This is a genomic window from Streptomyces sp. NPDC001270, assembly GCF_042896695.1.
In the GTDB taxonomy this organism is placed as follows: Bacteria; Actinomycetota; Actinomycetes; order Streptomycetales; family Streptomycetaceae; genus Streptomyces.
The window spans coordinates 48,153-61,230 of the sequence record NZ_JBIAXM010000008.1; the positions used below are offsets into that span (position 1 = coordinate 48,153).

The 13,078-nt window shown below is 73.0% G+C and carries 11 protein-coding genes; 9 read left to right on the plus strand and 2 right to left on the minus strand.

Annotated elements, in window-relative coordinates; all coding sequences use genetic code 11:
* Positions 1-211: 211 nt before the first annotated feature.
* Positions 212-1,402, plus strand: a complete 1,191-nt coding sequence (locus ACFY2B_RS15300; RefSeq protein ID WP_390763604.1) for an acyl-CoA dehydrogenase family protein — start codon at positions 212-214, stop codon at positions 1,400-1,402.
* Between the two features lie 42 nt (positions 1,403-1,444).
* Here ACFY2B_RS15300 and ACFY2B_RS15305 read toward each other — a convergent pair whose 3' ends face one another.
* Positions 1,445-1,882 carry a cell division protein SepF gene (locus tag ACFY2B_RS15305; RefSeq protein ID WP_390763605.1) on the minus strand — a complete coding sequence of 146 codons (438 nt, stop codon included), beginning with the start codon at positions 1,880-1,882 and terminating at the stop codon, positions 1,445-1,447.
* A 335-nt stretch (positions 1,883-2,217) separates the two neighbouring features.
* Here ACFY2B_RS15305 and ACFY2B_RS15310 point away from each other — a divergent pair, with 335 nt between their 5' ends.
* Entirely contained in the window at positions 2,218-3,471 is a 1,254-nt protein-coding gene (locus ACFY2B_RS15310; RefSeq protein ID WP_390763606.1) for a DUF5685 family protein, read from the plus strand.
* 24 nt (positions 3,472-3,495) lie between these two features.
* Here ACFY2B_RS15310 and ACFY2B_RS15315 read toward each other — a convergent pair whose 3' ends face one another.
* On the minus strand, positions 3,496-4,452 hold the full coding sequence (locus ACFY2B_RS15315; RefSeq protein ID WP_390763607.1) for an ABC transporter substrate-binding protein: 957 nt from the start codon (positions 4,450-4,452) through the stop codon (positions 3,496-3,498).
* Positions 4,453-4,969: 517 nt separating this feature from the next.
* Here ACFY2B_RS15315 and ACFY2B_RS15320 point away from each other — a divergent pair.
* From ACFY2B_RS15320 to ACFY2B_RS15350, 7 genes are all read left to right on the plus strand, one after another.
* A complete protein-coding gene (locus ACFY2B_RS15320; protein WP_390763608.1) occupies positions 4,970-5,827 on the plus strand; it encodes an amino acid ABC transporter permease in 858 nt (285 codons plus the stop codon).
* Complete coding sequence (locus ACFY2B_RS15325) at positions 5,824-7,617, plus strand: FAD/NAD(P)-binding protein (protein ID WP_390763609.1); 1,794 nt, start codon at positions 5,824-5,826, stop codon at positions 7,615-7,617. Before ACFY2B_RS15320 ends, ACFY2B_RS15325 begins: the two co-directional genes overlap by 4 nt.
* 76 nt (positions 7,618-7,693) lie before the next feature.
* The gene (locus tag ACFY2B_RS15330; RefSeq protein ID WP_390763610.1) at positions 7,694-8,455 is read left to right on the plus strand and encodes an amino acid ABC transporter ATP-binding protein; all 762 of its coding nucleotides are present in this window, start codon (positions 7,694-7,696) and stop codon (positions 8,453-8,455) included.
* Between the two features lie 100 nt (positions 8,456-8,555).
* Complete coding sequence (locus ACFY2B_RS15335) at positions 8,556-9,680, plus strand: LLM class flavin-dependent oxidoreductase (protein ID WP_390763611.1); 1,125 nt, start codon at positions 8,556-8,558, stop codon at positions 9,678-9,680.
* Positions 9,677-10,972 carry an LLM class flavin-dependent oxidoreductase gene (locus ACFY2B_RS15340; RefSeq protein WP_390763612.1) on the plus strand — a complete coding sequence of 432 codons (1,296 nt, stop codon included), beginning with the start codon at positions 9,677-9,679 and terminating at the stop codon, positions 10,970-10,972. The genes ACFY2B_RS15335 and ACFY2B_RS15340 overlap by 4 nt, the downstream gene beginning before the upstream one ends.
* 5 nt (positions 10,973-10,977) lie before the next feature.
* Positions 10,978-11,754, plus strand: a complete 777-nt coding sequence (locus ACFY2B_RS15345; RefSeq protein ID WP_390763824.1) for a DUF1684 domain-containing protein — start codon at positions 10,978-10,980, stop codon at positions 11,752-11,754.
* Between the two features lie 308 nt (positions 11,755-12,062).
* The gene (locus ACFY2B_RS15350; RefSeq protein ID WP_390763613.1) at positions 12,063-12,965 is read left to right on the plus strand and encodes a S1 family peptidase; all 903 of its coding nucleotides are present in this window, start codon (positions 12,063-12,065) and stop codon (positions 12,963-12,965) included.
* Positions 12,966-13,078: the final 113 nt, after the last annotated feature.

Genomic DNA, 13,078 nt, shown 5'->3' on the forward strand with positions numbered 1-13,078 from the left:
GCAGTGGACGCCGGTCCGGCAAGGGGCGGTCCCGCCCAGCGGGGACGGCCCGGCCGGTCGCCGGGCGGCGGGTGAAGGCGGGCGGTGCCGGCTGTCGGCCGGGTGCTCCGCCGGGCCGGTGGGAGAGTGGGCTGGACGCCGCACGCGCCGCGTCGTAGCGTCACGGCGAAGTGCAACCAGCGGTGCTGGTTCCGTGTCCCGGAGGGTGTCCATGTCCGCGTCCGCGAAGTTGCCCCCGTTCGACCCGGCCGACCCGCTCGGCATCGACGACCTGCTGGACCCGGAGGACCTGGCCGTCCGGGACACCGTGCGGACCTGGGCCGCGGACCGCGTGCTGCCGTACGTGGCCGACTGGTACGAGAGCGGCGAACTCCCCGGCATCCGGGAACTCGCCCGCGAACTCGGTTCCCTCGGCGCCCTCGGCATGTCCCTGACCGGGTACGGCTGCGCGGGTGCCTCCGCCGTGCAGTACGGCCTCGCCTGTCTCGAACTGGAAGCCGCCGACTCCGGCATCCGCTCGCTCGTCTCCGTACAGGGCTCCCTGGCCATGTACGCCGTCCACCGGTTCGGCAGCGAGGAGCAGAAGCGGCACTGGCTGCCCCGGATGGCGGCCGGCGAGGTCATCGGCTGCTTCGGGCTCACCGAACCCGACCACGGCTCCGACCCCGCCTCGATGCGCACGTACGCCAAGCGCGACGGCGGGGGCTGGGTGCTCAGCGGCCGCAAGATGTGGATCACCAACGGCTCCGTCGCCGGCGTCGCCGTCGTCTGGGCGCAGACCGACAACGGCATCCGCGGCTTCCTCGTCCCGGCCGGCACCCCCGGCTTCGCCGCCCCGGAGATCAAGCACAAGTGGTCGCTGCGCGCCAGCGTCACCGGCGAACTGGTCCTGGACGACGTACGGCTGCCCGCCGACGCCGTGCTCCCCGAGGTCACCGGCCTGCGCGGCCCGCTGAGCTGTCTCTCGCACGCGCGCTACGGCATCGTCTGGGGCGCCATGGGCGCGGCCCGCACCTGCTTCGAGACCGCCGTCGACTACGCGAAGTCCCGGGAGCAGTTCGGGCGGCCGATCGGAGGCTTCCAGCTCACCCAGGCCAAACTCGCCGACATGGCGGTGGAACTGCACAAGGGGATCCTGCTCGCCCATCACCTGGGGCGGCGCATGGACGCCGGCCGGCTGCGCCCCGAGCAGATCAGCTTCGGCAAGCTCAACAACGTACGGGAGGCGATCGAGATCTGCCGCACGGCCCGGACGATCCTCGGGGCCAACGGGATCTCCCTGGAATACCCCGTGATGCGGCACGCGACCAACCTCGAATCGGTGCTCACCTACGAGGGCACCGTCGAGATGCACCAGCTCGTGCTGGGCAAGGCGCTCACCGGACTCGACGCCTTCCGCTGATCCGGCCCAGGGGCCGGGGCGGGGCCGGCGAGCGGCCCTGCCTCAGCTCTGGTTGAAGAAGCCGTCCGAACGGTGCGCGGCCGGCTCACCGCTGACGATCTCGGTGTGCGCGGGCGTCAGCAGGAAGACCCGGGTGGCGACCCGCTCGATCGAACCGCGCAGACCGAAGATCAGACCGGCCGCGAAGTCGACCACGCGCTTGGCGTCGGTGGATTCCATGGCGGTGAGGTTCACGATGACCGGAACCCCGTCCCGGAACAGCTCGCCGATCGCGCGGGCGTCCCGGAAGCTGTCCGGAGTGACCGTGCCGATGCGGCGGCCCGTCTCCTCGGCGGTGTCCGAGGCCACCTTGACCCGCGGGTCGGTGACCCAGGCTTCCCCGGGCTCGGCCCCTTCGGAGTAGTCGTCGTCGTAGTAGCGCTCGTCATCGTTGTCGTCGACGAGGCCAAGCCAGGCACTCGCCTTGCGTACCGATCCCATGGACGCCTCCTCTCACAGCGGTCCCTCTTGCTTTCCGCACCCCTATGGTCGTCCATGATGCGGATGGCGCGCCAAGTGGACAGACGCCGCGCGGGGGGTTTGTGACGCTACTGGTGCACAGCGCAGACGTCGAGAGCCCGGACGCCCCAAGGGTGCAGCCACGTACGGCTGCTGACTGTGAGTGAAATATGATTCTTCGCGGCGTATGGGTGAGAAGTGGTGCGTCCGGGTGAGCGCGGAGGCCGGTCCGGGATGACGGTAGGCCGATACGATGCCGCGGCTGAATGTCGTATTGCGGCACGGTCGAATGCCGTAGGACAGCGCGGGGGGAAGTCGTGTTCGGGATCGTACGGCCCTGTCCGCACCGGCTCGGTGCGGGTCTTCGGGCGCAGTGGACGGCGCACTTGTGCGGGCTGTGCCTCGCGCTGCGCGGGGACCACGGGCAGTTCGCGCGGATCGTGACGAACTACGACGGGCTGCTCCTCTCAGTTCTGACGGAGGCTCAGGCCGATCGGGCGGGGGACGCGCGGCGCACGGCGGGGCCCTGTCCGCTGCGCGGCATGCGTACCGCGTCCGTCGCCCGGGGCGAGGGCGCGCGGCTCGCGGCGGCCGTCTCGCTGGTGCTCGCCTCGGCCAAGGTGCGCGACCATGTCGCCGACGGGGACGGGCTGCTGGCACGCCGTCCGGTGGCGCTCGCCGCGCGCCGGGTCGCCGCGAACTGGGGACGGGCGGGAGCGCGCGGCGGGTCGCTGGTCGGATTCGACACCGCGCTCCTCGTCGACGCCGTCGACCGGCAGACCGGCGTCGAGGCGCTGGCCGGACCGGGCACACCGGTGCTCACGGTCACCGAGCCGACCGAGACCGCGACGGCCGCCGCCTTCGCGCACACGGCCCTGCTGGCCGGCCGGCCGGGCAACGCGGCGCCGCTCGCCGAGGCCGGCCGGCTCTTCGGCCGGCTCGCGCATCTGCTGGACGCCGTGGAGGACCAGGCAGCCGACGCCGCGTCAGATGCCTGGAACCCGCTGACCGTCACCGGTACCCCGCTCACCGAGGCCCGCCGGCTGGCCGACGACGCGCTGCACGGCATCCGGCTCGCGCTGCGCGAGGTGGAGTTCACCGACGGCAGGCTGGCGCACCGGTTGCTCGCGCACGAACTGCGCCGCTCGGTGGACCGGGCGTTCGGGACGGCCTCCTGCGGGCATGCGCCCGGAGCCGCCTCCGGACCGCCCGGGACCCCGCACGTCCCTCAGGCGCCGGACGAACCCCGGGTACCTGACGGTCCGTACGGTCCGGACGGCGACCCGTCCGCGGATGACCCGTCGGGAGGCGACCCGTCCGGTGGCGAGCCGCCGCGCCGGGGCCGGCGGGGCATGTGGGCGGGGTGTGCGGCGGCCCTCGGCCTGTTCTGCACCTGCCGTGCCTGCTGCGCCGACGAGTTCGAGGGGCCCTGGTCCCAGCAGCGGCGCGAGGGGTGCTGCGCCAAGTGCGACTGCGGGGACTGCGGCGGCTGCGGTGACTGCTGTGAGTGCTGCGGGAATTGTGACGGGTGCGACGGATGTGACGGCTGCGACTGCGGTTGCAACTGTTAGGGCCGGCCCTGACCCCGCGACCGGCTACTCCTTCGATTCCGGCGGCGAGATCTGCGACTTGGTGATCGCCGAGCCGGTCGTGCCCCACTTCTTGAGGATCTTGTCGTACGTGCCGTCGGCGATGAGCCGGTTCACCGCCGCCTGGAACGCCGGAGCGAGCTTCGAGCCCTTCTTGAAGGCGAAGCCGACGTCGAGGCGGTGGTACTCGTTGAGGAACTTCACCCCGCTCTGGTGGGCCACGGCGTACCGCAGGCCGTTGATCGTGGACATCACGATGTCGCTGCGGCCCTGCTGGAGGGAGGACCAGATCGCGCCGGGCTCGCTGTAGGTCTGCACGGAGTACGCCTTCTTCCCGGCGTCGGTGCAGACGTGCTTGTTCTCCTCCAGCGTGGCCTCGAAGGTGGTGCCCGCGCCGGTCGCGACGTTCAGTCCGCACAACTGGCGCAGATCGGTGACCTTGGACAGCTTGCTGTCGTCGCGGACGGCGAAGCCCTGGCCGTCGTTGATGTAGGTGACGAAGTCGATCGTCCTGCGGCGTTCGTCGGTCACGCCGAAGTTGCTCGCGCCGAAGTCGTACTTGCCGCTGTCGAGGGCGGGCAGAATCGCCTCGAAGGACGCCTGTTCCACCGACAGCTCGATGCCGAGCACCTTCCCGACGGCCTTGGTCAGGTCGACGTCCTGGCCGGTCAGGGTCTTGCCGTCGGCCAGGTAGGTGGTGCTGGGCGGGGTGCCGCCGACGCTGACCGCGACGGTCAGCCGTCCGGTGCCCGCGGGCAGCAGGGCGGCGGCGGCCCCGTCCTTGGGGATGCCGGAGACGACGTCCGTGGTGGGCACCGCGTCGGACCCGGCGGCCACGCCCGCGGCACCGGATCCGGCCGAGCCGTCGGACCCCGAACCGCAGCCGGTGAGCAGCAGAGCGGCCGAGACGACGGTCAGGAACGGTGCAAAAAGAGTGTGGCGGGCATTTCTGGATATGCGCATCGGGCAGCGGTCTCCTGTGAGCCGAAGAGTGCGGAGCGCGAGGGGAGGGGGTGCGCGTGTGAAGACGGGGGCGGAGGTGCGAAGGGTGGAGGCGAACCCGGAAGGGAACGCGGAGGTGAATCCGGACGGGAACGCGGAGGCGAACCCGGAAGGGGGCGCGGTAGCGCGCGGAACAGCGGGAAGTGCGCCGGTCGGCGGGGAGAACGCGCGGGCGCCTGCCGAACGGCGGGCGCGCAGTGGGTCAGCTCAACAGGAAGAGGACCACACGCGACCGAAGTCGATGTGGGAGCGGGTGACCAGCCACTGCTGTGGATGCATGGGCCAAGTGGAACAGGTCCCCGGTTCCGCGTCAACCGACCTGAGACGTACCGCTCACAGTATGGACACCCTTGACAACGGGCGGAAACGCCCACGTACTCTCGACGGGCGGCCCTGCTGAGGGGCTCGGCCGCAGCCGCCGCGAGGCGAAGCGTGTGAAGACGCCCACCGTGTTCCAGCTATGTCACGGAGCCTTCGCATGTCATCCGACACCCTCGCCAAAGTCCCCGCGGCACCGGAGACTCCCGAGCACGCGGACACCCTGCGGATCGTCCCGCAACGCCGGCTCGGGCAGTGGACCGCCGCCGTCGCCCTCCTCGTCCTGCTCGCCCTGGCCCTCACCTCCGTCCTGCGCAACGAGGCGTTCCAATGGGGCGTCGTCGCCGACTACTTCACCTCGGACTCGGTACTGCGCGGGCTGTGGCTCACGCTCTGGCTGACCGTGGTGGTGATGGCCCTCGGCTTCGCCCTGGGCACCCTGCTCGCCGCGCTCCGGCTCTCCGCCAACCCCGTCCTGCGGGCGGTGAGCTGGGGCTACGTCTGGCTGTTCCGGTCGATCCCGATCCTGGTGCAGCTGCTGCTGTGGTTCAACATCGGCGCCCTGTACCCGCAGATCCTCGGCGTGAAGACGGTCAACCTGCTCACCCCGATCGCCGTCGCGATCATCGGCCTGACCCTGCACGAGGCCGCCTACGCCGCCGAGGTGGTGCGCGGCGGGATCCTCTCCGTCGACCGCGGCCAGATCGAGGCCGCCCAGGCACTCGGCCTGAGCCGGGCACGCCGCTGGCGGCGGATCGTGCTGCCCCAGGCCATGCGCGCCATCGTGCCGCCCGCCGGGAACATGCTGATCGGCACCCTCAAGGGCACCTCCATCGTGAGCGTCATCGCGGTGAGCGACCTGCTGTTCTCGGCGCAGCTGATCTACCACCGCACCTACCAGGTCATCCCGCTGCTGATGGTCGCTACCCTCTGGTACACCGTGGTCACCTCGGTGCTCGGCGTCGGCCAGCACTACGTGGAGCGGTACTACGCCCGCGGCTCGGAGGCCCGCCGATGAGACCGCAACTGGTGATCGTCGGGGCCGGTCCGCGGGGGACCGGTCTGCTGGAGCGCATCGCCGCCAACGCGCCCGAGCTGTACGCCGGCGGGGGCCTCGACATCCACCTCGTCGACCCCTGCCCGCCGGGCGCCGGACGCATCTGGCGCGCGGCACAGTCCCCGCTGCTGTGGATGAACTCGCACGCCGAGGACGTCACCATGTTCACCGACGAGACGGTGCGGATGGCCGGCCCGGTCCGGGAGGGGCCCACCCTGCACGAGTGGGCGGGCCTCGACGGCCGTACCTTCGCGGACCGGCAGACCCAGGGCGGCTACCTGCGCATGGTGTACGACCGGGCCGTCGCCGACCTGCCCGCGGACATCGCCGTCCACCACCACCCCCGGCGCGCCCTGCGGATCGGCGGCCCGCGCGACGGGCGCCAGCAGGTGTGGCTGGAGGGCCGCCCGCGTCCGCTGCTCGCCGATGCCGTGGTCCTCGCCCTCGGCCATCTCGACGCCGAACTCGACGACCAGCAGGCCGAGTTGGCGGCGTACGCGCGCACCCACGGACTGCTCCACCTGCCGCCCGACTTCACCGCCGACAGCGACCTGTCCCCGCTCAAGGCCGGTGAACCCGTCCTGGTACGGGGCTTCGGGCTGGCCTTCGTCGACCTGATGGTGCTGCTCACCGAGGGCCGCGGCGGACGGTACGAGGGCGAGGCGTACATACCGTCGGGGCGTGAACCGGTGCTGTACGTGGGCTCCCGCCGCGGAGTGCCGTACCACTCGAAGATCGGCTACGACTGGAGCGGCGAACGCCTCCCGCTGCCCCGTTTCTTCGGGCCCGCCGAGGTCGACGCGCTGCTCGCCCGGCGGCGGGGGGCTCTCCGACCGGACGGGACCGGGAGCGGGGCAGGAGTGGACTTCCGGCGGGACGTGTGGCCGCTGGTGGCGAAGGAACTGGGCTTTGCCCACTATCACCGGCTGTTCACCGCCCACCCCGAGCGGACGGCCGTCGCCCGCGCCGACTTCGAGGAGAAGTACGCCGCCGCCGAGACCGCCGACGAGATCCGGGCGCTGGTCGCCGCCGCCGTGCCCGACCCCGCCGACCGGCTCGACCTCGACGCCCTCGACCACCCCCTGGACGGGGTGCGCCTCGCCTCGCACGAGGAGTTCCAGGACTGGCTGCGCGACCACGTCGAGGCGGACCTCGGCCGCCGGCACGACCCGCGGCACAGCCCCGACCTCGCGGTGTTCCTCGCTCTGCTGTCGGTCTACGGGCAACTGGTCCGGCTCGGCGGCATCGGCCCGTGGTGGCACGGCTTCTTCAGCTACCTCGCCTCCGGACCGCCCGGACCCCGGCTGCGGCAGTTGCTCGCCCTGTCCCGGGCGGGCGTCGTCCGGTTCATGGGCGCCGACATGACCGTGACCGCCGCGGACGGGGTGTTTCGGGCGGTCTCGCCCACCGTGCCCGGCTTCCACGTCGAGGCGCGCGCCCTGGTCGAGGCGCGGCTGCCCGAACCCACCGTCGGGCGCGCCCGCGACGGACTGCTGCGCGAACTGCACGCCGACGGCGCCGCCGAGAGCCCCGACGGGCTGCTGCGGGTGGATTCCGCCGACGGGCGGATCCTCGACGGGGCCGGCCGGCCGCATCCCCGCCGCTTCGCGCTCGGGCCCTACACCGACAGCCGTACCCCCGGCGCCTTCACCCGGCCGCGCACCGGTGGCCCGGCGTTCCGGCAGAACGACGCCACCGCCCGCGCGGCCCTGGTCCTGCTGCGCGAGAAGACCTGGCGCGCCGCGGCGTGAACCACCCCGTCCATTGCCCCGTCCATTGCCCCGTCCATTGCCCCGTTCACCCCCCATCCACCAAGGGATCCACGCGATGAGCGTCATGGTCGACATCAGGTCCGTGCACAAGAGCTTCGGACAGCTCGACGTCCTCAAGGGCATCGACCTCACCGTGCGCACCGGTGAGGTCGCCGTCGTCCTCGGCCCGTCCGGCTCCGGCAAGTCGACGCTGCTGCGCACCATCAACCACCTGGAGAAGATCGACCGCGGCACGATCAGCGTGGACGGCTCGCTGATCGGCTACCGGCGCTCGGGCGACACGCTGTACGAGCTGTCCGAACGCGAGGTGCTGCGGCAGCGCACCCAGATCGGGTTCGTCTTCCAGAACTTCAACCTCTTCCCGCACCTGACCGTGCTGGAGAACGTCGTCGAGGCACCCGTGGCCGCACTGAAGCGGCCCCGTGCGCGGGCCGAGGCCACCGCCCGCGCCCTGCTGGAGCGAGTGGGACTCGGCGACCGCGCCGACACCTATCCGAAACGGCTCTCCGGCGGGCAGCAGCAGCGGGTCGCCATCGCGCGCGCCCTCGCCCTGGAACCGAAGCTGCTCCTCTTCGACGAACCCACCTCCGCCCTCGACCCCGAACTGGTCGGCGAGGTCCTCGACGTCATCAAGGACCTGGCCGGTCAGGGCACCACGATGATCGTCGTCACCCATGAGATCGGTTTCGCCCGTGAGGTCGCCGACACGGTGGTGTTCATGGACGACGGGCGGATCGTCGAGCAGGGCGGCCCCGCCGAGGTGCTGGACACCCCGCGGCACGAACGGACGCGGGCGTTCCTCTCCAAGGTGCTGTGAGCCGGCTCCACGGGGGCGCCGCGCGACCGTTCCGAGGCGCGGTGCGGTCCTCGCCGCGTCGCCCAAAGGCCCGCCGCACCCCAGAAAGGTCGTCCCGGACATGACCGCATCGTCCAGCCGGGGGCTGCTGCACCTGGCCGCCGCCGTGGACCAGCCGTCGGTGTACGCCGCCGCCGCCGCGTACACCGAGCAGGTGCGGCTCGCCGAGCGCGGCGGCCTGGACTTCGTCACCCTCGGGGACGGCTTCGGGTGCCCCGGACCCGACGCGCTCGCGGTCCTCGCCCGGGTGGCGCCGGAGACCGGGCGCATCGGACTCGTGCCCGTGGTGACCACCACGCACACCGAGCCCTTCCACGTCCAGACGGCCGTCGCCACTCTCGACTGGGTCAGCCGGGGCCGGGCCGGCTGGTGGCTCGACGTCTCGTCCGGCGAGGACGAGGCCCGCCTCTTCGGCCGCCGTCCCGCCGCGGGCGCCGACGCGCTGTGGCGGGAGGCGGGCGAAGTCGCCGACGTGGCCGCGCGGTTGTGGGACAGCTGGGCGGACGGCGGCGGGCCACCGGACGCGGCACCCGGCCGGCCGGGCGCCCGGGGCGGGCGGCACCGCGTCGACTTCACCGGCGCCACCTTCTCGGTCCGTGGCCCCTCGGTCCTGCCGCGCCCGCCCCAGGGCCACCCGGTGCGCGTGGTCGACGCGACCGAGCGGCCCGCCCGGCAGACGGCGGCCCGGTACGCCGACGTGGCGCTGGTGCGCGCGGCCGACGGCGCACGGGCGGCCGCCGTACGGGCGGAACTCCGTTCAGCCGCGGCCCGGTACGGACGGGACCCGGACACGCTGCGGATCCTGGCGAGCCTCGTCGTCGACCTCGGCGGCGGCGAGCCCGCGGTGGCGGCCGGCTGGGGGTCCACGCTGCCCGGCCGGGACCGGGAGACCGGGCGCCGGGCCGGCACCGGACCCGGGGCGGACGCGCGGGGTCCGCTGTACCGCGGCGGACCCGTCGACCTGGCCCGTCTGATCGCCGCCTGGCACGCGGAGTCCACCGTCGACGGCTTCCACCTGGTCCCCGCCGAGCCGCACCGCGATCTGGAGCGGCTGGTCAACGGCACCGTGGTGCTGCTCCAGCACCACGGCCTGTTCCGCACCTTCTATCCGGGCAGCACCCTGCGGGAGCACCTGGGCCTGGCCCGGCCCGCGAATCGGTACGAGGCGGCCGGGGGCGGATCATGACCGTACGCGGGTCCGCCCCACGGCGTATCCATCTCGCCGCGCTGCCGCACTCCGGGCCGCGCGCGGACGGCGGCAGGACCCACGTCTCCCGTCCGGCCGGCCGCGGCCCGGGTGGGAGGGCCGCCCCCGCGGATGCCGCCGGTCCGGCCCGGCGTCCCGTCGCGGGCGCCTCGCCGCTGCCCGCGTTCGCCGCGTTCGAACGGAGCGCCCGCACCGCCGAACGCGGGCTGTTCGACTTCCTGTTCCTCACCGGCGGCGGTCCGCTCCCCGGCGGACCCGCGAACCGGCACGCAGGTACGGAGGCGGTGGCACGGCCCGAGCCGGTCACCGCGCTCAGCGCCCTCGCCGCCGTGACCGAGCGGCTGGGGCTCGCCGCCACGGCCGACGCGACCTCCCATGCGCCCTACGAACTCGCCCGGCGGCTCGCCACGCTCGACCACCTCAGCGGCGGCCGGGCGGCCTGGCACCTGGTGACCTCCGTGGACGCCGTCACCGGCGGGAACTTCCGCCGCGGCAGCCGTCCCGGCCGCGCCGACCGGTACGCACGCGCCGCCGAGTTCGTCGCCGCCGCACGCGCGGCGTGGGACTCCTGGCCGCCGGACGGCGAGCCCCGGCCGTTCGCACACCGGGGGCGGCACTTCGACCTCGCGGGCGAGTTCACCGTGCCCGGCTCCCCGCAGGGGCACCCCGTGGTGATCCAGGCGGCCCACTCGGACGAGGGCCGGGAACTCGCCGCCGCCACGGCCGACGTCCTCTGCTGGGGCCGGGGGTTCGGGGGCCGCGGGCCCGCCGGCCCCGGCACCCGGCCCGGTGCGCTGGAGGCGGGCCGCGCCTACTACGCCGATGTCAAGCGCCGCCTGGCGAAGTACGGCCGGGCACCGGACGACCTGAAGATCATGCCCGGGGTGGGGATCGTCCTCGGCGACAGCGCGGCCGAGGCCCGGGAGAAGGCCGCCGGGACCGCCCCGCGACCGGTGCCGGCCCGGCGCACCGGCCACGCGCCGCGTGTCGCCGCGGACCCGGGTCCCGCACCGGGCGGGGCGGAGGCGGACGAGCCGTCGTGTTTCGTCGGCACCCCGGAGACGGTCGCCGCCGCACTCGACGCCTTCGTCCGCCGGAACGCGGCCGACGGCTTCGTCCTCGTACCGCACCCCGCGTCCGGCGGACTCGACGAGTTCGTGGACCGGGTGGTGCCGCTGCTCCAGGAGCGCGGCGCGTTCCGCACGGAATACCGGGGCAGCACCCTTCGCTCACATCTGGGGCTCGCGACCCCCGCACGGAAGGACCGATGACCACGATGACGACCGACCCGAACGACGAGTGGAAGCGCTGGCACGAACGGCGCACGGAGACGGTGTCGGCCCCCTACGGGCCGCTCGCGCTGTCCGGCACGCACTGGATCGAGGACCAGCCGCAGGGGCGACTTCGGGACATTCCCGGGACCTGGACGGCGGACGGTGACGCGGTCGTCCTCACCGCGACCGAGGCCGACGGACTGGCCCTGGACGGGCGGCCGTTCGCCGGCGAGGTCCGGCTCGGCGCCGACGCCGAACCGGCGGCCCGCGTCACGCTCGGCGCGCGCCGGCTGGTGGTGCTGGTCCGTGAAGGGGTCTGGGGCGTCCGGGACTACGACCCGGACGCCACGACGCGCCGCGTCTTCCGGGGCATCGACGCCACCCCGTACGACCCGCGCTGGTCGGTGCCCGGCCGCTTCACCCCGTACGACACGGCCCGGACCGTGCGGGTCGACAACGCCGACGGGGTCCGGCGCGGCCTCGGCCTCGCCGGTGAACTCGCCTTCTCGCTGGCCGGTCAGGAGCGGACGCTCCAGGTCGCACGGCAGGCGGACGGGCGGCTGTGGGCGGTGTTCGCCGACGCCGGCAGCGGAGAGCGCAGCTTCCGGTTCCGGTTCCTGTACCCGGCCGCGCCCGACGCGGAGGGCCGTACGACCGTGGACTTCAACCGGTCCCAGCTCCCGCCGTGCGCCTTCGCCGACCACTTCCTGTGCCCCTTCCCACCGCCGGGGAACACCCTGGACATCGCGATCGACGCGGGGGAGCGGAACCTGCTCTGACACGAGGGGAAGCGAGGCGAGGGGAGGCGAGGGGAGGCGAGGCGAGGGGAGGTGCCGGGCGAGGGGAAGCAACGAGAAGCAAGGAGAGCCGACGGTTCGGACATGAATGGGCCAATAACTCACCAAGCCCGTTCAAAAACTGGCGGCCGAAAGGCACCCTTGCGCCGACCGTCCGTTCGGCCGAATACTCCCCCACAGCGCTTGTCAGGTGCACGACGGACCGGAATCCGGTCGTTCGTGCCCCTGACTGCGCCTCACGGGCCCCGACCCCACGCGGGCCCCCGACTTCCCCTGGGAGGGAACGAAACGTGAGGAACGAGCGCACCATTTCCCGCAGCGTCGCGAGACGGACCCGGCTGATCGCCCTTGCCTCCGGATTCGTGGCCGCGGCGGCGTTCGCAGCCCCCACCGCGAACGCGTCCGACGTCCAGACGTTCAGCGCCACGCAGCTCACCAGCGCGAGCGACGCTGTTCTCAAGGCGGACATCCCCGGCACGGCCTGGGCGGTCGACAGCAAGAACAACAACGTTGTCGTCACCGTCGACAGCACCGTCTCCCAGGCCGAGATCGCCAAGATCAAGGAGCAGGCCGGAGCCAACGCCGGTGCTCTGACCATCAAGCACACCCCGGGTGCGTTCAAGAAGCTGATCTCCGGCGGCGACGCCATCTATGCGAGTAGCTGGCGCTGCTCGCTGGGCTTCAACGTCCAGGACAACAGCGGCAACTACTACTTCCTGACCGCCGGTCACTGCACCAGCGGCGCGGGCACCTGGTGGTCGGACTCCGGGCACAGCACCACGCTCGGCACCACGGCCGGCTCGTCCTTCCCGGGCAACGACTACGGCCTCGTGCGCTACACGAACAGCTCGGTGGCCAAGTCGGGCACCGTCGGCAGCGTGGACATCACCAGCGCGGCCACGCCGTCCGTCAACACCACGGTCTACCGCCGCGGCTCCACCACGGGCATCCACAACGGCCGGGTCACCGCGCTCAACGCGACGGTCAACTACGGCGCCGACGGCATCGTCTCCGGCCTCATCCAGACCACGGTCTGCGCCGAGCCCGGCGACTCCGGCGGCCCGCTGTACTCCAACAGTGGCATCGCCTACGGCCTGACCTCCGGCGGCAGCGGCAACTGCTCCTCCGGCGGCACGACCTTCTTCCAGCCGGTCACCGAGGCCCTGAGCGCCTACGGGGTCCACGTCTTCTGACGTACGCCCGTGTGACGGCCCGCGTATCACCGGCCCCCGCGCGCAACCGGCGTGCGGGGGCTCCCTCTTGGCTGCCCGCCGGAGTTACCTTCGAGGGACGGGGGCGCTCTCCC

Bases quoted from the DNA above. Each gene is read 5' to 3' on its own strand.
- ACFY2B_RS15300 (WP_390763604.1), top strand. From the start codon at position 212: ATGTCCGCGTCCGCGAAGTTGCCCCCGTTCGACCCGGCCGACCCGCTC.
- ACFY2B_RS15305 (WP_390763605.1), bottom strand. From the start codon at position 1,882: ATGGGATCGGTACGCAAGGCGAGTGCCTGGCTTGGCCTCGTCGACGAC.
- ACFY2B_RS15315 (WP_390763607.1), bottom strand. From the start codon at position 4,452: ATGCGCATATCCAGAAATGCCCGCCACACTCTTTTTGCACCGTTCCTG.
- ACFY2B_RS15320 (WP_390763608.1), top strand. From the start codon at position 4,970: ATGTCATCCGACACCCTCGCCAAAGTCCCCGCGGCACCGGAGACTCCC.
- ACFY2B_RS15325 (WP_390763609.1), top strand. From the start codon at position 5,824: ATGAGACCGCAACTGGTGATCGTCGGGGCCGGTCCGCGGGGGACCGGT.
- ACFY2B_RS15330 (WP_390763610.1), top strand. From the start codon at position 7,694: ATGAGCGTCATGGTCGACATCAGGTCCGTGCACAAGAGCTTCGGACAG.
- ACFY2B_RS15335 (WP_390763611.1), top strand. From the start codon at position 8,556: ATGACCGCATCGTCCAGCCGGGGGCTGCTGCACCTGGCCGCCGCCGTG.
- ACFY2B_RS15340 (WP_390763612.1), top strand. From the start codon at position 9,677: ATGACCGTACGCGGGTCCGCCCCACGGCGTATCCATCTCGCCGCGCTG.
- ACFY2B_RS15345 (WP_390763824.1), top strand. From the start codon at position 10,978: ATGACGACCGACCCGAACGACGAGTGGAAGCGCTGGCACGAACGGCGC.